We start from the raw sequence: 21160 nt of genomic DNA, 5'->3' as shown, positions 1-21160 counted from the left end.
CCATCCCAACACCCCGCAACACCGAAGGAGACGCACCGTGAAGCGTGCACTGACCATGGACGACATCGAAGCCGCTGTGCTGGGCGGCGCCATCCTGGGCGGGGGTGGTGGCGGCTTCGTCGAGAAGGGCCTCCGCACCGCCGAGCTGGCTCTCACGGTCGGCACTCCTCAGCTCTGGACGCTCGACGAGTTCGACGACGACGACCTGGTCGCGACCGTGGCGCTCGTCGGCGCCCCGGCGGCACCGTCGCCGCTCGTCACCCCACGCCACCTGATGCGGGCCCTGGAGCTGCTCAACCGTGAGCTGCCCGGCCGGGAGATCGTCGCCATCAACTCCAACGAGAACGGCGCCGAGACCACCGTCAACGGATGGTTCCAGTCGGCCATGTCCGGGCTGCCCGTCATCGACCTGGCCTGCAACGGCCGCGCTCACCCGTCCAGCGTGATGGGCGCGATGGGCCTGCACCTGCGTGAGGACTACGTCTCCATCCAGGCGTACGCCGGTGGCCACCCGCACCAGTACCTCGAAGGAGCCACCACCGGCAACCTGGACGCGACCTCCGGCGTGGTCCGGCGCGCGTCGATGGACGCCGGCGGCTGGGTCGGCGTCGCGCGCAACCCGGTCAGCGTGGCCTACAGCCGTGACCACGGCGCCCCGGGTGCGATCACCAGCGCCATCGAGCTCGGGCGGACCTACCTCGCGGGCGGCCTGGACGCTGCTGTGGAGCACCTCGATGGCCGGATTGTCACCACCGGCCGGGTACGGGGCTTCGCCTGCCGCCAGGAGGAGGGCCTCGACGTCGGCGTGGTCACGCTCGACGACACGCACCGCACCGCGCTGCACTTCGTCAACGAGTACATGGTGCTCGAGCAGGGAAGCACCCGGATCTCGGCCTTCCCCGACCTGATCATGACCTTCGTCGCCGACGGCGCGAGCGCGGAGTCCGGCCGGCCCCGCCCGGTGCCGTCCGGTGTCGTGGAGGAGGGGATGGAGCTGACCGTGGTGACCGTCCCGGCCGAGAAGCTCATCCTCGCCGAGACGATGTTCATGCCCGAGCTCTACGCTCCGCTCGAGGCCGCGCTCGACCGCAGGTTCGCTCCGGCGGTGCTGGCCGGTGCCTGAGTCCCCGTCCGTGCCGGTGCTCGACGCCGACCGGGTTCTCGACTACTGCCGGGACCGGTGGGAGCGCGATCTGCTCACCGAGCTGGGCGCCTTCATCGAGCTCCGTGCGATCAGTCCGGCGTACGACGCCGACTGGGAGGCGAACGGGCAGCTCGACGTCGCGGCCGAGCGGGCCGCGCAGTGGATCCGTGAGCAGGACCTGACTGGAGCCCATGTCGAGGTGCTCCGCGAGCCGGGCCGGACACCGCTGGTCCTCGTCGACATCCCGGGCACAGCCCCGGGGACGACTCTGTTCTACGGGCATCTCGACAAGCAGCCGGCCGGCGAGGGTTGGTCGGCAGAGCTGGATCCCTGGACGCCGCACTTCGACGGGACCCGGCTCTACGGCCGCGGCGGCGTCGATGACGGCTACGCGCTCTACGCCGCCGTCGCGGCGATCCAGGCCGTCGACGACCAAGGTGTCCCGCGACCGCGCTGCGTGGGGATCTTCGAGACCTCGGAGGAGTCCGGGAGCCCCGACCTGCCGTTCTGGCTCGCCCGGCTGGAGCCGCGGATCGCCGAGGTCGACCTCGTCGTCTGTCTCGACTCCGGTGCCGGTGACTACGACCGGCTCTGGCTGGTGACCTCGCTGCGTGGTCACTGCGGCGGCCGGCTCGACGTGCAGGTGCTCGACCAGGGCGCACACTCCGGTGACGCCGGCGGGGTGGTGCCCTCGACCTTCCGGATCGTGCGCCGACTGCTCGAGCGGGTCGAGTCCGCGGAGACCGGTGAGGTCCTGCTGGACGCCGCCGGGTGCCCGATCCCCGGCGAGCGCGTCGAGCAGGCCCGCGCCGCCGCGCGCGTCCTCGGTCCGGCGGTGGCCGCCCGCTTCGACTGGTTCGGATCGGCCGGCCCGACGACCTCGGACGTCGCCGAGCAGCTGCTCAACCGCGCGTGGCGGCCGAGCCTCGCCGTCACCGGTGCCGACGGGCTCCCGGCCGTCGCGACCGCCGGCAACGTGCTCCGTCCCTCGACGAGTCTCAAGCTGTCCGTACGCCTCGCCCCCGGCGCCGACAGCCGGGCCGCGCAGAGCGCGCTGAAGGAGCTGCTCGAGAAGGACCCGCCGTACGGTGCCCACGTCGTGTTCACCCCGGACACCGTCGTGGCCGACGGCTGGGCCGCCCCGCCCCTCGCGCCCTGGCTGGAGCGGGCGCTGGACGGTGCCAGCCGGGCGTACTTCGACGGTGCCGGCCTCGCCATGCTCGGTCAGGGTGGCACCATCCCCCTGATGGGCATGCTGGCCGACCGGTTCCCCGACGCGCAGTTCTTGGCCTGCGGTGCACAAGGGCCCGGAGCCGGTGCGCACGGCCCGGACGAGTCGCTCCACCTGCCCTACACCCTGCGGCTGACCGCCGGCATCGCGATGGCGCTGGGTGCGTCACGTGATCGGTGACCGGGCCACGGCCGGAGGCCCGTAGGGAGCTGGGCGGTTTACCCGGTAAAGGGGACGACTGACGCCGAATCGTCGTGCGAGGGTCGAAAGAGCCCTCGACGATCGGAGCTCCTGTCGTGTCGAACCGCCCTGACTCTCACGCTCGGACGATGCTGCCGATCCCGGATCGGCCGCCCCCCAGGCATACGACATACGACGCCAAGGACCCGGACACCTCCTATCCGCCGATCGAGCCGCTGCTACCGCCGGACGGCGCGCCGAACGTGCTCGTCGTGCTCCTCGACGACGTCGGTTTCGGAGCCTCGAGCGCGTTCGGCGGGCCGTGTGCGACGCCGGTCGCCGAGCGGCTGGCGGGCAACGGCCTGCGCTACAACCGGTTCCACACCACGGCGCTGTGCGCGCCGACGCGGCAGGCGCTGCTGACCGGCCGCAACCACCACTCGGTCGGGATGGGGAGCATCACCGAGACGGCGACCTCGGCGCCCGGCAACAGCTCGGTGCGCCCCAACACCAAGGCCCCGTTGGCGATGACGCTGAAGCTCAACGGCTACTCGACGGCACAGTTCGGGAAGTGTCACGAGGTCCCCGTCTGGCAGACCTCGCCGCTCGGCCCGTTCGACGCGTGGCCCTCGGCAGGAGGTGGGTTCGAGACGTTCTACGGGTTCATCGGTGGGGAGAACAACCAGTGGGACCCCGCGCTCTACGAAGGCACCACGCCGATCGAGCCTCCGGCGACGGCCGAGGAGGGCTACCACCTCACCGAGGACCTGGCCGACCACGCGTGCGCTTGGATCCGGCAGCAGAAGGCGCTCATGCCCGACCGGCCCTTCTTCGCCTACTTCGCGCCGGGCGCGACGCACGCGCCCCACCACGTACCCCACGAATGGATCGACAAGTACGCCGGGAAGTTCGACGACGGCTGGGACGTCCAGCGGGAGCGCACGTTCGCGCGCCAGAAGGAGCTGGGCATCATCCCCGCCGACACCGAGCTCACCGCGCGTCACGACGAGATCCCGGCGTGGGACGACATGCCCGACGAGCTCAAGCCGGTGCTGGCCCGTCAGATGGAGGTGTACGCCGGCTTCCTCGAGCACACCGACCACCACGTCGGCCGCGTGATCGACACCATCGCGGACCTCGGCGTGCTCGACAACACGATCATCTACTACATCATCGGCGACAACGGTGCCTCTGCCGAGGGCACCGTCAACGGCGCCTTCAACGAGATGGCCAACTTCAACGGCATGGCCGCGTTGGAGACCCCGGAGTTCATGCGGTCGAAGATGGACGAGTTCGGCTCGCCGAGCTCCTACAACCACTACTCGGTCGGCTGGGCGTGGGCGATGAACTCGCCGCTGCAGTGGACCAAGCAGGTCGCCTCGCACTGGGGTGGCACCCGCAACGGCACCATCGTGCACTGGCCGGACGGTATCGACGACCCGGGCTCGCTACGTACGCAGTTCAGCCACGTCATCGACCTGGCACCGACGATCCTCGAAGCAGCGGGGCTGCCCGAACCCACCATGGTGAACGGTGTCCAGCAGTCCCCGATGGAGGGGACGAGCATGCTCTACACCTTCCGCGGCGCCGACGAGCCGGAGCGGCACGACCTGCAGTACTTCGAGATGTTCGCCAACCGCGGCGTCTACTACAAGGGCTGGAGCGCGGTCACCAAGCACCGCACGCCGTGGGTGATGGTCGGCGGCGAGCTGCCCGCGTTCGACGACGACGTGTGGGAGCTGTACGACGGCACCACCGACTTCAGCCAGGCGCGGGATCTCTCCGCGGAGCATCCCGAGAAGCTCGCCGAGCTGCAGCGGCTGTGGCTGATCGAGGCGGTGAAGTACGGGGTGCTGCCGATGGACGACCGCACCGCCGAGCGGATCGAGCCGGCCATGGCCGGCAGGCCGACCCTCGTACGTGGAACGACCCAGCTCTTCTTCCCCGGCATGGGCCGGCTGTCGGAGAACAGCGTGGTCAGCATCAAGAACAAGTCGTTCTCCGTCACCGCCGAGGTGACCGTCCCCGACACCGGTGCCGAGGGCGTCATCATCGCCCAGGGTGGCCGGTTCGGCGGCTGGACGTTCTTCACCCGCGACGGACGGCTCAAGTTCGTCTACAACGTGCTCGGCATCCAGGAGTTCCCCGTCGTGTCGGACTCCCTCCTCGGCGCCGGGACCCGTCAGGTCCGGGTCGAGTTCGCGTACGACGGGGGTGGGCTCGCCAAGGGCGGCGACGTCACGCTCTACGACGACGGCAAACCGATCGGGTCGGGCCGGGTCGAGGCCACCCAGCCGATGGTCTTCTCGGCCGACGAGACCACCGACATCGGCTACGAGTCCGGCACGGCGGTCTCCTCGGACTACACCAGCCGGACCAGCCGGTTCAACGGCAAGATCGCGTGGGTCCAGATCGACCTCGGCGACGACGTCCACGACCACTACATCGATCCGGGCGAGCGATTCAGGATCGCGATGGCACGCCAGTAACCGCGGCGGGAGCCGACCGGCGGCCTTGTGCGTCATGCACTGTGGAAGGCCGTTGGCGGGGCCTCCTGCATGGTGACCTACCTCACGTCGGGCCTCTAGCGTCACGGGAAAGACATTCCCTCTGGAGGTTCCCATGGGATCAACCACCGAGCACGACGACTACGCACTCAGTCGCGTGCCGCAGGACAAGCGTTACCACTGGTTCTCGATCGCAGTTCAGCGGTTCGGGATGCTGAGCTCGCTGGCCAGCTTCCTGATCGGCGCCACTCTCGGTTTCGGCATGAGCTTCTGGGACGCCGTTCTGGCGATCACCCTGGGTGCTGTGATCTTGGAGATCCTCACCATCTTCACCGGCATCGCCGGTCAGCGTGAAGGTCTCTCCACATCCGTGCTGGCCCGTTGGACCGGCTTCGGCCGGGCCGGCTCGTCGGTGATCGGCCTGGCCATCAGCGTGAGCGCGATCGGCTGGTTCGGCATCCAGAACGCCGTCTCCGCACAAGGCCTGAGCAACCTGATCGGGGTGCTCCCCCTGTGGGCGTGGGCCATGGCGTTCGGTCTGGCCGTGACAGCGATCGTGGTGTTCGGCTTCGAGAAGATGGCTTGGACGGCGTACGTCACCGTGCCCGCGTTCCTCCTGCTCGCCGGCTGGTCCATCGTGAGCGAGCTCTCCCGCCACGACGTCGGCGACCTGCTCTCGACGGCCCCCGCCGGTCCGCAGCTGAGTCTCATCCAGGGCACGTCGATCGTCGCCGGCGGGTTCATCGTCGGAGCGGTGATCACCCCGGACATGAGTCGCTTCAACCGCACGTCGGGAGACGTCGTCAAGCAGACCGTCGTCGGTATCTCGGTGGGCGAGTACGTCATCGGCCTCATCGGCGTGCTGCTCGCTCTGGCCCTGCGTACCAACGACGTGATCGCGATCGTCACCTCGACCTCGGGCTTCCTGGGGACGCTGGTGATCATCGCCGCCACCTTGAAGATCAACGACTGGAACCTCTACGCAGCCTCGCTGGGCATCGTGAACTTCCTCGACCAGGCCGTCGGGTGGCGTGTCCATCGAGGCGCGGTGACCCTCTTCGTCGGTATCGCGGGCTCGATCGCCGGTGCCGCGGGCATCCTGAACAGCTTCACCGACTTCCTGATCCTGCTGGGCGTCATCTTCCCGCCGATCGCCGGCATCATGGTCGCGGAGTACTTCATCGCCCGCACCTGGCGCGCCGAGCTCGACACGTCGCGGGCCGCCGGGAACCTGCCGGCGACCGCCCCCACGTGGGTGCCGGCGAGCCTGGTCGTCTGGGCCGCCGCCTCGCTCATCGGTCACTACGTCACTTGGGGCATTCCCTCGATCAACTCGGTGATCGCCGCACTCGTCCTGTACGTCGCCGCCGCGAAGCTCGGCCTCGTTCGCGGGCACGGTGTGTCGCGAACCCACCCGACCGAGCCCACCGCTTCCGTCCCCGCCGGCGCCTGAGCCGGCGGTCCACCTCGAACAAGGAAAGACACCATGTTGAGACTCGGTATCGACGTCGGAGGCACCAACACCGACGCCGTCCTGATCGACGGGCAGCGGGTGCTGGCCGCGACCAAGGCGCCCACCACCTCCGACGTCACGGGCGGCATCGTCACCGCGATCGGTCAGCTGCGAGAGGCGGCCGGGTTCGACCCCGCCGACGTCGCCGCGGTGATGATCGGCACGACCCACTTCATCAACGCTCTGGTGGAGGGCACCCGGCTCGCGCCCACGGCAGCCATCCGCTTCGGGCTGCCGGCCACCAGCGCACTGCCGCCACTGGTCGACTGGCCGGTGGAGCTCGAGAGGACCATCGGCGGACACAGCTACCTGTGCCACGGCGGTCACGAGTACGACGGGTCGCGGATCGCCGACTTCGACGAGCGGGAGTTCCGCGACGTGCTCGACAAGGCCGCACAAGGTGGGGCTCGCTCGTTCGCGATCTCCTCGGTCTTCTCGCCCGTCAACGCGGAGTTCGAGCTGAGGGCCGCCGAGATCATCGCCGAGCAGCTGCCGGGTGCTCCGGTGAGCCTCTCCCACGAGATCGGGCGGATGGGCCTCCTCGGTCGCGAGAACGCCACCATCATCAACGCCGCACTCCGGGAGCTGGCCGAGCACGTGACGACCGGCCTGACCGAGACGGTGCTCGGTGCCGGTATCCAGGCGCCGGTCTTCCTCAGTCAGAACGACGGCACCCTCATGGACGTCGACCACGCCCGCCGCTACCCGGTGGCCACCTTCGCGTCCGGCCCCACCAACTCGATGCGCGGCGCTGCGTTCCTGTCCGAGCAGAGCTCGTGCGCCGTGGTCGACATCGGTGGCACCACCACCGATGTCGGCATCCTGCAGAACGGCTTCCCGCGGGAGGCCTCGACCGACGTCGCCGTCGCCGGCATCCAGACCAACTTCCGGATGCCCGACGTGCTCTCGGTCGGTATCGGCGGTGGCAGCCACGTCGGCTCCGGTCCGACCCCCGAGGTGGGTCCCCAGAGCGTCGGCTACCGACTCACCGAGCAGGCCCTGGTCTTCGGCGGCGACCAGCTCACCGCGACCGACCTGGCGGTCGCAGCGGGTCGCGCCGACATCGGCGACGCGGCCCGGGTCGCCCACCTCGACCCCGCCTTCGTGCGGGCCGCGCTCGACGGGGTCGCGGTCCGGATCGCCGAGGTCGTCGACCGGATGCGGCTGTCGGCGGAACCCATCCCGGTGGTCGCCGTCGGCGGCGGCAGCATCCTGGTGCCCGACGTGATCGACGGCGCCTCGGTCGTCGTACGTCCTGAGCACCATGCGGTCGCCAACGCCATCGGCGCGGCCATCGCCGAGGTCGGTGGCGAGGTCGACCGAGTCTTCTCGGTCGAGCCCGGCAGACGGGACGCGGTCCTGGACGAGGCCCGGCAGGAAGCAGTCGATCGTACGGTCGCGGCCGGTGCCCGGCCCGGATCGGTGCGCGTCGTCGACATCGAGGAAGTACCCCTGGCGTACCTGCCAGGCAACGCCACCCGGATCCGGGTCAAGGCGGTCGGAGAGCTGAGCCTGGGAGGCAACGATGCGTGAGATCACTCCACTGGACCTGCCGGACATGGCGCGCGGCGCCGCGGTCCTCGGCACCGGCGGCGGAGGTGACCCGTACGTCGGTCGCCTCCTCGCCCAGCAGGCGCTGCTGCGCCACGGACCCGTGCAGCTGGTCGACCCGGCGGAGATCGATGACGACGCCGTCGTCATCCCGACCGCGTTCATGGGGGCTCCGACGGTGATGCTGGAGAAGCTGCCCTCGGGGGTCGAGCTGACCGCAGCGCTCCAGGCGCTGGAGCAGCTGATCGGAAAGCGGGCGGCGTACACCGTCTCGATCGAGGCCGGCGGCCTCAACTCGCTGATTCCGTTCGTGGCGGCGGCCGAGCTCGGCCTGCCCCTCATCGATGCCGACGGCATGGGCCGTGCCTTCCCGGAGCTGCAGATGCTGCTCCCGACCCTGGGCGGCGTCGCCGCCACCCCGATGGCGATCGCCGACGAGCGCGGCAACGCCGTCAGCCTCGAGACCGTGTCCAACGGCTGGGCCGAGCGCTTCGCCCGCGGTGTGACCATCGAGATGGGCTGCAGCGCGGCGGTGAGCCTCTACGTGCTGACCGGACGGCAGGTGAAGGAGCACATGGTGCACGGCACCATGACGCTCTGTCAGCGCTTGGGCGCTGCGATCCGCGAAGCCGGCGCGGAGCACCGCGACCCGGTGGCCGCCGCCACCGAGGTGATGGGCGGGCGGGTGATCTTCCGCGGGAAGATCGTCGATGTCCAGCGCGGCACCCAGGGTGGGTTCGCCCGCGGGGAGGCGGTCCTCGAAGGTCTCGCTGACGACCTCGGCTCGCGCATGGAGGTGGCCTTCCAGAACGAGAACCTCGTCGCGACCCGCGACGGCGAGGTCGTCGTGAGCGTGCCGGATCTGATCTGCCTGCTCGACACCGACACCGGTGAGCCGGTGACGACCGAGACGCTGCGCTACGGCCTCCGGGTCAGCGTGGTCGCCGCCCCCTGCGATCCGCGGTGGCGCAGCACCGAGGGACTCGCGCTCGCCGGGCCGGCGTACTTCGGTTACGACCACGAATACGTTCCGGTCTGATCGGACTTGATGCGATCATCGGCTGATGACCGGGATGTCGTACGACGTGCTCCGCGAGATCACCGCGGAGCACGTCGACGCGCTGGCCTCCGGTGCCACCCTGCTGGGATCCGGCGGAGGCGGTGACGTCGCGCTCGGCGCGTTGCTGCTACGGCGGATGCTGCAGGACGGTGACGGGCCGGTGCCGGTGATCGCTCCCGGCGATCTGTCCGCCGACGCACTCGTCGTGCACGCCGGTGTCGGTGGCGCACCGGACGTGCTGACGGAGCGGTTGGTGGATCCCGACGACTGCGCTCGAGCCGTGGAGGCCGTCGTCGCTCAGGTCGGTGGCCGGCTGGAGGCCGTCGGGGTGATCGAGATCGGTGGGCTCAACGCGCTGATGGGTGTGGTCGCCGCCGCTCGTCTCGGCGTACCGGTGATCGACGGCGATCTGATGGGGCGCGCGTTCCCGCGCGTCGACCAGGCGACCCTCGCCGTCGCGGGCCACCCCATCGCACCGATGGCGGTCGTCGGGCCGTTCGGCGACACCGTTCTGGTCACCCGCTCGTCAGCCTCCGCGGCACAAGCGTTGATGGTGTCCTCCGCTGCGGCCTTCGGGGGCGCAGCGACGTTGGCGATGTTCCCCACGACGGCGGGCACCCTGGCCGAGCACGGCGTGCGGCAGAGTCTCAGCGCGTGTGCGGGCCTCGGGCGGGCGTTCCTCACGGTCGACTGCGAGGCACCTGCTGCCGTCGTCGCTGAACGGATCGGCGGCAGGCTGCTCTGTGAGGGGCGGGTCGACCAGGTTCGGCCACGGTCCGGGCGGGTGCCCGGCAGCGTCACCCTCATCGACCGTTGCAGCGGCGGGGTCGTCCGCGTGGACCACCTGGAGGAGTACCTCGCCGTCACGATCGACGGCCGCTCGGTCGTCAGTGCACCCGAGGTCATCGTGGCGCTCGACCATCGGGCACGGTGCCCGATCCGGACCGATGAGATCCGGCTCGGGCAGTCGCTCGCCCTGGCAACCCTGCCTGCCCTGCACATCTGGCCTCCGGAGACCGCCGGGGCCGTCGGTCCGGGCGCTTACGGCCTCCATCTCGAGGGACCGGCCCGATGAACCCGCCACGAGTCGCCGATCTGCTCGCCGAGCCCATCCTCGCCGCCGCCCGTGTGGTCGCGGGTTCCGCAGGACTGGAGCGTGAGGTGGCTGACGTGCGGTGGTGGGTCGGCGAACCGGTCTCGGTCCAGGACCACCTCGTGGTGTGCGGGCCAGAATCCGTCACCCCGTCCTACCGGCTCGACGCCCTGGTGCGGCGCACCGGGGACGCCGGTGCCGCCGGGCTCCTCGTCGTCGGCGCGACCGGGAGGCCGCTGCTGTCGAGCATCCGCCTAGCCGATCGTCTGGAGATCCCGGTGCTCTGGCTCGATGACGCCGAGCCGGTGGTCCTCGTCCAGGAGCTGACTCCCCGGGTCCGGGCTCCTGATCTGGTCCGCGCTCGCACCGTCGAGCGGCTGCTTCGCCAGCTCGCGCCGCGCCACACCGGGCAGGACATCGTGGCAGCGGCCGAAGGGGTCCTGGAAGCGCCGCTCGCACTGGTGACCTCCGACGGCACCAACCTGCTCGGTCCACCCATCGAGCTCGACGACGCCCTGCACCTCGATCGACCGGTGGCGCAGCGCGGCCGCGCCATCCTGGTTCACCCGGTGCTGGACCCGGACGGGAACCGGCCGGCGGCATGGCTCGCCTGCCGCGTCGAGCGCGCGGCCGAGTCGCGGCTGGGCGAGCTGGCAGCCGGGCTCGCCACCACGGAGCCGTTCTTGCGCGCGTGGCTGACCGCGCAGCGGGCTCACGCCGACCGCGACCTCCTCTTCCGTGCCCGGCTGCTGTCGGAGGTGCTCGCCGGTCGTGACTCGGTGAGCCGCGACGTGGTCGAGGGAGCGGTCTCCGTGGGGTGGCAGCTGACCGACTGGCATGTCGGTCTGCACCTCTCGTGCGACGACCGGACGGTGGGGGACCAGCGGACCGGCGTACCCGAGCGGTTGCGCGCAGCGCTCGTCGCGCACGGCATCACCTTGACGGAGGCCGTCGACCGCGGGGACGGCTGGGCACTGTGGAGCAGCACCGAGGCCGAGCCCGGAACGGCGGACGCCCGGGCGCTGCTGCGGGCCGTGCGCCTGGTGACGGCGGCGCTGCCGCGCGAGTGGGGCCTGATCGCCGGCATCGGCCGCCCCCACCGAGGGCCCGGCGGCCTGGCGGAGACGCTTGCCGAGGCCCGCGACGCCGCTCATCTCGCGTCGAGCCACGACTTCCGGCCGGCGGTCGAGCACTCCGACGAGCTCGGCGTCGCCCGCCTGCTCGCGACCTGGCAGCAGTCGGAGGTGACGCGTGCGTTCGCCGAGACAGCACTGGCCCCACTGCGCTCGAACGAGTCGCTGCTGGCCACGCTCCGCGCCTATCTCGAGAGCGGCGGTTCGGTGGTGCTCGTCGCCGAGGCGCTGGGCGTTCACCGCAACACCGTCACGGCGCGCCTGCAGCAGGTGCGAGAGCGGCTCGGTGTCGACCTCGACGACCCGAGCCAGCGGCTGGCGCTCCAGGTCGCGTGCCGGTCGATCATCTGACCGATCGACCGGCCGGCACCGTGCAGTTCGCCCAGGCGGTGGCGTCGAGCCGGGCGGGCCGCACATTCCGGAGCGGTCGCTGCGTCCCTAGCGTCGAGTCAGCCACCGATTCCCGGACCCCTCTCGTCCGGTACGCAGCAGGTGGCACCCAACCCAAGGAGACGAGATGCACATCAGAGTCATCCTCCCGATCATCGGCGACAGCCTGATCGACCATGTCCGCTCCGAGGTCGTCAGCTGGGCCTCTCCCGACACGAAGGTCGACGCGGTCGTGCTGGAGCGCGGCACGGCCAGCATCGAGTCGGAGTACGACGAGGCGCTGGCAGCGCCGGGGATCCTGGACCGGATCACCGAGGCCGCCCAGGACGACGTCGACGCCGTCTTCGTCAGCTGCTTCGGCGACCCCGGGGTGCATGCCGCCCGGGAGATCATCGACGCACCGGTCGTCGGAGGCTTCGAGCCCGCCGTCCTCACCGCGCTCAGCCTCGGTGAGCACGTCGGCATCATCACGGTGCTCCCCAACGTACTGCCGATGTTGCGTTCCCTCGCGCGCCGCTACGCCATCCAGGACCGCATCGGCACCATGCGGGTCATCGACCTGCCCGTCCTCGGGCTCGAGGACCGGGACGTGCTCCTGCAGCGGCTGGAGGAACAGGCCGTCGACGCGATCTCCTCGGGGCAGGCCGACGTCATCGTGCTCGGCTGCACCGGCATGCTCGGCGTCGCCGCCGAGCTGCAGGAGCGGCTGGCCGCGGCCGGGCTGAAGGTCCCCGTCGTCGACCCGACCGGTGCTGCCATAACCTGGCTCGAGAGCTGTGTCCGGCTCGGCGTGACCCCCAGCCGTACGACGTACCTGCCGCCTCCGGCGAAGGACCGGTCGGCGTGAGCGACGCTCCCGGATTCGCCGACAGCCTGCGGTCCGCCGGAGCGTCCGCCACGCTCCGTGGGCTGTGGGTCACCTTCCTGAGCCCGTTCGGCCTCGAGGTCGCCTCCGGCAGCGGGGCGGACTGGATCGGCGTGGATCTCCAGCACGGGGACCTCGACCTGGCCCAGCTCGCCCCGCTGCTGCGGGTGGCCGAGGTGCCGGTGCTCGCCCGGCTGCGCTCCCACGACCCGGCAGAGATCACCCGGGTGATCGACGCCGGCGTGGACGGCGTCATCGTGCCGGCCGTCGAGGACGCGGCGCAGGCCGAGCGCCTCGTCGCCGCAGCCCACCTGCCGCCACGTGGACGACGAAGCGGCGGACTGTCCCGTGCCGGCCTGGTCGGTACGTCGACGCAGCCGTTGCTGCTGCCGATGGTCGAGACCCGGCTCGGTCTGGAGGCGGCCGACGAGATCGCGGCGACGCCCGGGATCGACGGTCTCTTCGTGGGGCCGTACGACCTCGCACTGTCGCTGGAGGAGCCGGTGCGCTCGGAGAAGATGCTCGACGCGATCCGCACGGCGTCGGCGGCCGCCCGCCGTCACGGTCGGCTCACCGGCGCCTTCACCGGGGACCGGGGGCTGGCCGCTGACCTGGCCGAGCGCGGTGTGGTGCTCGACCTGCACGCCGTCGACACCGACGCCGCCGCGCTCCGGTCCGGCCTCACGGCGCTCCTGGAGGCACGATGAGGACACACCAGCTGCGGCGCGACTTCGCGAGCGACAACTGTGCGGCCGCACACCCGAAGGTCCTCGCGGCGCTCGCCGAGGTGGACGGCGGCCACCTGCCGAGCTACGGCGCCGACCCCTATACGTCCCTGCTCGAGGAGCGGGTCCGCGAGCTCTTCGGACAGCAGGCGCGTACGTTCCCGGTGTTCAACGGGACCGGCGCCAACATCCTCGCGCTGCAGGCGGTGACACCACGATGGTCCGCCGTCGTGTGTGCGGATGCCGCCCACCTGCACACCGATGAGTGCGGCGCCCCGGAGCACGCCGGGTTCAAGCTGCTCACCCTGCCGACCACCGACGGGCGGCTCGACGCCACCGACCTGGCGGACATCGCTCGGGACGCCCGCAACCGGCACCGTGCCCAACCGGGAGTGCTGTCGCTGACCCAGAGCACCGAGCTCGGCACGAGCTACGACCCGATTGAGGTCGCTGTTCTCGCCGACGAGGCACACCGGCTCGGCTGGAAGGTCCACGTCGACGGCGCCCGGCTCGCCAACGCCGCCGCCCGGCTGGGGATCGGCCTCGCCGAGGCCGCGGCAGGGGCGGACGTGATCTCCCTGGGCGCCACCAAGAACGGCGGCATGATCGGCGAGGCGGTGATCGTGCTCGACCCGGACGCCGACGGCGTCGGGTTCTTGCAGAAGGCCAGCACCCAGCTGCCGTCGAAGACGAGGTACGTCTCGGCGCAGCTGCTCGCTCTGCTCGACGGCGACCTGTGGCGCAGCAATGCCATCCAGGCGAACGCCATGGCGGACCGGCTCGCCGCCGGCCTTCGTGGGGTGCCAGGGGTGCGGGTCGTCCATCCGGTCGAGGCGAACGCCGTCTTCGCCTCGCTCCCGGCCGGCGTCGCGGAGCAGTTGCGGGCGACGTACTCGTTCAGCGACTGGGGACCCGGGGTCGTGCGGTTGATGACGGCGTGGGACACCCGGCCCGAGGACGTCGACGGTCTGCTCGCCGCCGTGCGTACGCTCTCGCCGGGCGGCGTGCACGACAGCACGGCTCCGGCTGTGCAGGAGGCCTCTTCACCGGAGTCGGCGGGATTCCTAGCGTGACGGCCATGACACCCACGCCATCCCCCGTGCCCACGGCACCCGCCGACCAGCTCGGCTTCGGTCAGACCTTCACCCCGCACATGACGACGATGCGATGGACGCCCGACGGCTGGGAGCGACCTCGGCTGCGCGGGTTCGAGGATCTCGCGCTGAGCCCGGCGACGATGGTCTTCCACTACGGCCAGGCGATCTTCGAGGGTATGAAGGCCTATCGGCACCCGGACGGCACGATCCGGCTCTTCCGGCCCGAGCGCAACGCGGCGCGGCTGGCGACCTCGGCCCGGCGGATGGCGATGCCCGAGCTCCCCGAGGCCGACTTCGTCGAAGCGGTCTCGATGCTCGTCGATGCCGACCGGGAGCACGTGCCCACCGGGCCCGGGCACAGCCTCTACCTGCGGCCGTTCATGATCGCCACGGAGGCCACCTTGGGAACCCGGCCGGCGCGGGAGTACCTCTTCCTGGTCATCGCCTCCCCATCCGGGCCGTACTTCACCGCCGGCTTCGACGCGATCACGGTCTGGGTCTCCGAGGACCATCCCCGTGCCCACCCCGGCGGCACCGGGTACGCCAAGTGCGCGGGCAACTACGCAGCCGGCATGCTGGTGCAGCAGGTCGCGGCCGAGCACGATGCGGAGCAGGTCGTCTTCCTGGACGCGCGCGAGGGACGCTGGCTCGAGGAGCTCGGCGGCATGAACCTCTTCCTCGTCCGCGACGAGGGCGGCCGACGGACGCTGGTCACCCCGCCGGTGTCCGACACCCTTCTCGAGGGCATCACCCGGTCCTCGCTGATCACCCTGGCCGACGACCTCGGTCTGCGCGTCGAGGAGCGGCCGGTCTCGCTCGAGGAGTGGCGCTCCGGAGCGGCGGACGGCACGGTGACGGAGGCCTTCGCCTGCGGCACGGCAGCGGTGGTCACCCCGATCGGCACGGTGCGTACGCGGTCGGCGGAGTTCGTGGTCGGCTCCGGCCGGCCGGGGCCTTGGGTCACCCGTCTGCGCGAAGCGCTGCTCGGCATCCAGGAGGGCACCATGCCCGACCGCCACGACTGGATGAAGACGGTCGGATGACCGCCCGCGACGGTGGCGTTGGGTCCGCTGTCCTCACGACGCTCGCCGCCCGGGTCGACGCAGGCATGCCCGCGCTGGTCGCAGACCTCGAGAGCCTGGTGCGGATCCCGTCGGTGAGCTCCCTCCCCCACCACCATCCCGACGTCGAGCGCAGCGCCACCGAGGTCGCCCGGCTTCTGACGGCCGAAGGCCTCGACGTCGTGGTCGTCCGTGCCGAGGAGGGCCTCCCGTCCGTCATCGGACACCGTCCGGCCCCGCCGGGGGCGCCGACCGTCCTGCTCTACGCCCACCACGACGTCCAGCCGACCGGTGATCCCGACGGCTGGACCGGCGCACCCTTCGAGCCGGTCGAGCGAGACGGACGGCTCTACGGCCGTGGGGCAGCCGACGACAAGGCGGGCCTCGCCGTCCACCTAGCCGCGATCCGCGCACTGGGCCCCGACCTGCCGGTGGGTGTCACCGTGCTCGTCGAAGGCGAGGAGGAGATCGGGTCGCCGACGCTTCCGGCTCTCCTGGCCGAGCACCGTGACCGGTTGGCCGCGGATGTCGTCGTCATCGCCGACGCGCTCAACTGGGAGGTCGGCACCCCGGCGCTCACCGTGTCGCTGCGCGGCTTGGTCGAGGTGATCGTCGAGGTGGCGACCCTGGAGCATCCGCTCCACTCGGGCGCCTTCGGTGGCGTCGTACCGGATGCACTGGCTGTGCTGGTGCGGGTGCTCGCCGGCCTCCACGACGACACCGGGGCGGTCGCCGTTCCGGGCCTGGTGGGCCGCTCAGCGCCCAGCCCGGTCGAGTACGACGAGCAGCAGCTCCGTGCCGACGCCGGACTGCTGCCCGGCGTCGGCCTGACGGGCGCCGGGAGCGTCACCGACCGGCTGTGGCACCAGCCGTCGGTGACGGTGACCGGCATCGACTGCCCTCGCGTCGCCGAGGCGCCCAACGCGCTTGCCGCGACCGCCCGCGCGAAGATCTCGGTGCGTCTCGCTCCGGGCGACGACCCCGACCGCGCGCTGCGCGCCCTGACCGAGCACCTCCACGCCACCGCTCCCCACGGCGCTCATGTGCGAGTGGTGCCGGGCATCAGGGCTCACCCCTTCGCGGCAGACCCCACCTCCCCGGCGCACCGGCTCGCGCTCGATGCGTTCGGAGCAGCCTGGCCGGAGTCGACGCCGGTCGCCATCGGTGTCGGCGGCACGATCCCGCTGGTCCACCTGCTGTCCTCCGTCTTTCCGCACGCAGCGGTTCTCGTCACCGGCGTCGAGGATCCCGACACGCGAGCGCACGGTTACGACGAGAGCCTGCATCTGGGCGACTTCCGCAACGCCTGCTTGGCCGAGGCACTGCTTCTGCAGACGCTCGGCTCGCCGAACCCGACCGACTGAGGGTTCAGACCGTCCGTCGACTGCGTCAGGCCCGTGGCTCGCCCGCCACGGGCCTGTTCGTGGTGCGCGCAGAACTCTCGTCTCATTCCGCAGACCTCCTTGACAGAGCCGGGTGACAGGGATCACTCTGTTCTAAGTCTACACGCAAGCGTGCGTTATTTACACAAGGAGAGATGGATGAACTCGCAGGACCACGTGCTGCTGCTGGGCACCTCCGGCGGGCCGCGGTGGCGACGTACCCGCTCCGGGATCTCCACCGCGGTGGTGATCGGAGGAGGCGTCTACCTCGTCGACTGTGGCTATGGCGCGGGGGCGCAGCTCTCGCGGTCCGGGCACAGCCCGGCGCGGCTGCGGGCGGTGCTCGTCACCCACCTGCACTCCGATCACACCGCGGACCTCGCCAACCTGCTGCTCTACGGCTGGTACGAGGGGCTCGAGGACGTCGCCGCGCCGGTCACCTGCCTCGGCCCGCCCTCGCGCGGCAGCTTCCCCGACGTAGCCGCCGACGGCGGTCCCGTCCCGCGGCTGGTGCGCCCCGAGGAGCCGGCGCCGGGGTTCACTGCGATGGTGCGCCACCTCGAGGCGGCGTACGCCACCGACCTCAACGACCGGATGCGCGACACCCGGCGACGTGACCCGCGCGAGCTGCTCACCGTGGCCGACATCGAGCTTCCCGAGGGTCTGGTCATCGATCCCGACCACGATGCCGCGCCCGACGTCGAGCCGTGGGTCGTGCTCGAGGACGAGCAGGTGCGCGTGACGGCCACGCTGGTGCAGCACGCGCCGATGGCCCCGGCCTTCGCCTTCCGCTTCGACACCGACAGCGGCTCCGTGGTCGTCTCCGGCGACACCGGGCCCTGCGAGAACCTCGTGCGCCTGGCGACCGGTGCCGACGTGCTGGTGCACGAGGTGATCGACGAGGAGTACGTCGCCCGCGCCTACGAGAACGGGCGCACCGCCCAGCAGCGGGCGATGATCGAGCACCACCTCTCCGCGCACACGACGGTTCCGCAGGTCGGCCAGATCGCCGAGCGGGCCGGTGTCCGCACCCTCGTCCTCTCCCACTTCGTGCCGGGCGACATCGATGTGCCGCGCTGGCACGAGGCCGCCAAGCACTTCTCCGGAGAGCTCGTCATCGGCGAGGACCTGCAGCGCGTCCCGATCGCTGCTCCCTGACCCGTCCCGAACCAGCCATCACCCGAACCCGCCCCATCGCCCAGGAGAACCCATGTCCGAGACCACCACCGCCGAGACGCACGGCGACCGCCGCCACATGCGCCGGGTGCTGCTGTCGAGCTATCTCGGCAGCACCGTCGAGTTCTACGACTTCCTGCTCTACGGCATCGCCGCGAGCCTGGTGTTCAACCAGCTGTTCTTCAGCAACCTCGACCCGCTGGTCGGCACCATCGCCTCGTTCGGCACGCTGGCGACCGGTTACCTCGCGCGCCCGATCGGCGGCATCATCTTCGGCCACTTCGGTGACCGGCTGGGCCGCAAGTCGATGCTGGTGGTCACGATGTCGGTCATGGGCGTGGCCAGCGCCCTCGTGGGCGTGCTCCCGACGTACGACCAGATCGGCTCCCTCGCGCCGCTCCTGCTGGTCACGCTGCGGGTGCTGCAGGGCATCGCGGTGGGCGGCGAGTGGGGTGGGGCCGCGCTGATGGCGCTCGAGCACGCCGACCCGGGCAAGCGCGGTTTCGCCGCCAGCGTGGCCAACATGGGTGGCCCCAGCGGTGCGGTCCTCGCGACCGTGGTGCTGACCCTGTTCAGCCTGCTCCCCGAGGACCAGTTCCTCGCCTGGGGCTGGCGGGTGCCGTTCCTGCTGAGCGTGGTGCTGGTCGCCGTCGGGCTGTTCGTGCGGCTCCGGGTGAGCGAGTCGCCGTTGTTCGAGCAGGCACGCAACCGTCCCGCCCCGACCAAGCCGCCGCTGGTCGAGGTCCTGCAGAAGCAGTACCGCCAGGTCATCCTGTCCTGCTTCGGTGGCGCCAGCGCGTTCGTCATCCAGTCGCTCCTCGCCACCTTCGCCCTCTCCCTGGCGATGCAGGCCGGGCACGGTCGGACCACCGTCCTGGTCATGCACGGGCTGGCATCGCTCCTGCACATCGTCACCATCCCGGCGTTCGCCATCCTCTCGGACCGGATCGGTCGCCGCCCGGTGATGATCAGCGGAGCTCTGGCCACGGCCGTGCTCATCTACCCCGTGCTCCTGATGATCGGCAGCGGCTCGATCTGGCTGCTGCTGGCCGGGTTCGTGCTCGGCAACCCGATCCTCCAGGCGTCGATGTACGGCCCGCTCGCCGCGTACATCAGCGAGATGTTCGGCACCAGCTCCCGCTACACCGGTGCCTCGCTGGGCTACCAGATCGCCTCGACCCTGGGCGCCGGCTTCGCGCCGATCATCGGTGCCGCGCTGCTCGGCGCCGCGGGTGGCTCCAATCCCGTGCTGGTGGCGGCCTTCGCCGCCGCGGTCTGCCTCGTCAGCGTGGTCGCCATCTGGTGCTCCGGAGAGTCCCACCGGGCCGACCTGGCCGATCCGTCCGGCCAGGCAGACCCCGCCGACCCCGCAGACCCTGCGGATCCCTCCGGAGCGGCGAAGGACGCCTCCACGCAGCCTGCCGTCTGATCTGCGCACCCGGCACCTCTCGGGTCAGCGCCGCCGCATCGTACGACCGGGTGGACGGCCGGGCGTCGTGGCACAGTGGCGTCGTGATCACCGCTGCCAGCCTGGCCGACTCCCTGCCTCCGGGGTTCGTCGAGGTCGTCGTCCCGGGTGAAGCGCGACCGGTCTTCGGTCTGGAGATCGCCGAGGTGGGCGATCAGACGGCAGCGGGTCGCGGCGAGCTGGTGACGGTGGTCGGCGCCGTGGAGGCCGAACAGGTGCTGGCGATCGTCTCGTCCTGCTCCGAGGCCTCCGGTCTGCTTCTGCGCCGCCGCCTGGCCGACGACGATGCGGTCGCCCGGGTCTGTGCCGAGACCGGTCTACCGCTGCTCGGCATGGTCGAGGGGGCGTCGCTGAGCTCGGTGGTCGCGGTCGTCCGGTCCGCCATCGACGCCGCGGCCGCTCCCGAGCGGGGCTCGGCCGACCATCTCCACGACGACCTCTTCCACGTCGCCGACAGGATCAGCTCACTGCTGAACGCACCCGTGACGATCGAGGACGCGAGCTCGCACGTGCTGGCGTACTCCCGTGGCCAGTCGGACATCGACGCCGCCCGGACGGCCACCATCGTCGGTCGGCGGGTGCCGCGCGAGGTGCGTGACCACTTCCGTTCGCTGGGCGTCTTCCGGCGGATGGCGCGCTCCGACGCGCCCTTCTTCGTGCCCGCGGGCGCCGGCGGCGTCAAGGCGCGCTATGTGATCCCCGTCCGCGCCGGCGGCGAGTGGCTGGGGTCGATCTGGGCGATCGCGGAGAACCCGCTGTCGCTCGGTCACGAGCGCGAGCTGGACGCGGCGACGGAGCTCGTCGCGCTCTCGCTGCTCCGGCTGCGGGCGCAGGAGGAGCTCCATCAGCAGGTCCAGCTCGACCAGGTCCGGTCCGTCGTTCGCGGATCGGTGATCGACCAGCCGGAGTGGCTCGAGGACGGTCCGTGGCGGGTGGCGGTCCTGGCCGGCCCGGCGGACCTGGACGCGGAGGCCCGCTGTCAGCTGTGGCAGGCGCTCTGTCGTCGACGAGGGTGGCGCCGGCCGGTGGTCGCCGACCTCGGTGACCACGTGTACGCCGTCCTCCGGGCCGGGTCCTCAGGGCCCGGCACCGACGGCTGGCTCACGGACCTGGTCCGTGGCGAGGGCCGGACCAACGCGGCCGTACGGATGTACGTCGGCACGGCTGTCGCCGCGCCGCGCGAGCTCGAGGACTCACGGATGACGGCTGCAGAGCTCGCTGCTGCCGGAGGCGCGGGTCCCGTGGTCACCGTCGCCGAGGGCTGGCCGGCGCTCGTCCTGGCGCGTGCACTCCGTGGCCTGGAGAGCCGTCCGGCGGTGTCGCCGCTCAAGGAGCTCCTCGACGACGACGGTGCGACGGTGCTGGTCGACACGTTGGAGGCGCTGATCGATTTCTGGGGCGAGCCGAAGCGGGCCGCCCGGTCGCTCGGGGTGCATCCGAACACGGTCAGGAACCGGGCGGCCCGGCTCCTGTCGCTGTGCCCGATCGACCTCGAGGACCCCGAGCAGCGGCTCGCGCTGCGTCTGGAGATCGCCCGGCTCCGAGCGCGGGACGGCCGCGCCGCCACGTGAGGACGAGGACGGC

General features: G+C 71.2%; 16 protein-coding genes. All 16 read left to right on the top strand.

All coding sequences use genetic code 11. From position 1 onward, the window contains the following. Nucleotides 1-37 precede the first annotated feature (37 nt). Nucleotides 38-1123 (top strand): S-methyl thiohydantoin desulfurase domain-containing protein, encoded by a 1086-nt coding sequence (locus tag WBG06_RS11060; protein ID WP_336736701.1) that lies wholly within the window; start codon nucleotides 38-40, stop codon nucleotides 1121-1123. Beyond that, the gene (locus WBG06_RS11055) at nucleotides 1116-2555 is read left to right on the top strand and encodes a M20/M25/M40 family metallo-hydrolase (protein WP_336736699.1); all 1440 of its coding nucleotides are present in this window, start codon (nucleotides 1116-1118) and stop codon (nucleotides 2553-2555) included. The genes WBG06_RS11060 and WBG06_RS11055 overlap by 8 nt, the downstream gene beginning before the upstream one ends. Nucleotides 2556-2704: 149 nt before the next feature. Continuing rightward, complete coding sequence (locus WBG06_RS11050) at nucleotides 2705-5044, top strand: arylsulfatase (RefSeq protein ID WP_336736697.1); 2340 nt, start codon at nucleotides 2705-2707, stop codon at nucleotides 5042-5044. A gap of 133 nt (nucleotides 5045-5177) precedes the next feature. Continuing rightward, the gene (locus tag WBG06_RS11045; protein ID WP_336736695.1) at nucleotides 5178-6515 is read left to right on the top strand and encodes a purine-cytosine permease family protein; all 1338 of its coding nucleotides are present in this window, start codon (nucleotides 5178-5180) and stop codon (nucleotides 6513-6515) included. A gap of 33 nt (nucleotides 6516-6548) precedes the next feature. Further along, nucleotides 6549-8108 carry a hydantoinase/oxoprolinase family protein gene (locus WBG06_RS11040; protein ID WP_336736694.1) on the top strand — a complete coding sequence of 520 codons (1560 nt, stop codon included), beginning with the start codon at nucleotides 6549-6551 and terminating at the stop codon, nucleotides 8106-8108. Further along, the gene (locus tag WBG06_RS11035) at nucleotides 8101-9165 is read left to right on the top strand and encodes a DUF917 domain-containing protein (RefSeq protein WP_336736693.1); all 1065 of its coding nucleotides are present in this window, start codon (nucleotides 8101-8103) and stop codon (nucleotides 9163-9165) included. Before WBG06_RS11040 ends, WBG06_RS11035 begins: the two co-directional genes overlap by 8 nt. A 25-nt stretch (nucleotides 9166-9190) precedes the next feature. Continuing rightward, nucleotides 9191-10261 (top strand): DUF917 domain-containing protein, encoded by a 1071-nt coding sequence (locus WBG06_RS11030; RefSeq protein WP_336736691.1) that lies wholly within the window; start codon nucleotides 9191-9193, stop codon nucleotides 10259-10261. Then, entirely contained in the window at nucleotides 10258-11763 is a 1506-nt protein-coding gene (locus WBG06_RS11025; protein WP_336736690.1) for a helix-turn-helix domain-containing protein, read from the top strand. The genes WBG06_RS11030 and WBG06_RS11025 overlap by 4 nt, the downstream gene beginning before the upstream one ends. Before the next feature lie 166 nt (nucleotides 11764-11929). Beyond that, nucleotides 11930-12649, top strand: a complete 720-nt coding sequence (locus WBG06_RS11020) for an aspartate/glutamate racemase family protein (RefSeq protein WP_336736688.1) — start codon at nucleotides 11930-11932, stop codon at nucleotides 12647-12649. Next, nucleotides 12646-13374 (top strand): HpcH/HpaI aldolase family protein, encoded by a 729-nt coding sequence (locus WBG06_RS11015; protein ID WP_336736687.1) that lies wholly within the window; start codon nucleotides 12646-12648, stop codon nucleotides 13372-13374. Before WBG06_RS11020 ends, WBG06_RS11015 begins: the two co-directional genes overlap by 4 nt. After that, nucleotides 13371-14465, top strand: coding sequence for a threonine aldolase family protein (locus tag WBG06_RS11010; RefSeq protein WP_336736685.1), 1095 nt, complete (start codon nucleotides 13371-13373; stop codon nucleotides 14463-14465). The genes WBG06_RS11015 and WBG06_RS11010 overlap by 4 nt, the downstream gene beginning before the upstream one ends. Before the next feature lie 5 nt (nucleotides 14466-14470). Next, nucleotides 14471-15532, top strand: a complete 1062-nt coding sequence (locus WBG06_RS11005; RefSeq protein WP_336736683.1) for a branched-chain amino acid aminotransferase — start codon at nucleotides 14471-14473, stop codon at nucleotides 15530-15532. Further along, complete coding sequence (locus WBG06_RS11000) at nucleotides 15529-16914, top strand: dipeptidase (RefSeq protein WP_336736681.1); 1386 nt, start codon at nucleotides 15529-15531, stop codon at nucleotides 16912-16914. Before WBG06_RS11005 ends, WBG06_RS11000 begins: the two co-directional genes overlap by 4 nt. 177 nt (nucleotides 16915-17091) lie before the next feature. After that, nucleotides 17092-18090 carry an MBL fold metallo-hydrolase gene (locus tag WBG06_RS10995; RefSeq protein ID WP_336736680.1) on the top strand — a complete coding sequence of 333 codons (999 nt, stop codon included), beginning with the start codon at nucleotides 17092-17094 and terminating at the stop codon, nucleotides 18088-18090. Nucleotides 18091-18142: 52 nt separating this feature from the next. Further along, nucleotides 18143-19537, top strand: coding sequence for an MFS transporter (locus tag WBG06_RS10990; RefSeq protein WP_336736679.1), 1395 nt, complete (start codon nucleotides 18143-18145; stop codon nucleotides 19535-19537). A gap of 83 nt (nucleotides 19538-19620) precedes the next feature. Beyond that, nucleotides 19621-21147: a PucR family transcriptional regulator gene (locus tag WBG06_RS10985; protein ID WP_336736677.1), complete on the top strand. Its 1527-nt coding sequence runs from the start codon at nucleotides 19621-19623 to the stop codon at nucleotides 21145-21147. The last annotated feature ends 13 nt before the right edge of the window (nucleotides 21148-21160 follow it).

Origin of the sequence: Nocardioides sp. CCNWLW239 (genome assembly GCF_037137035.1) — a bacterium.
Classification (GTDB): domain Bacteria; phylum Actinomycetota; class Actinomycetes; order Propionibacteriales; family Nocardioidaceae; genus Nocardioides.
This window is presented reverse-complemented; position numbering and strand designations above follow the sequence as displayed.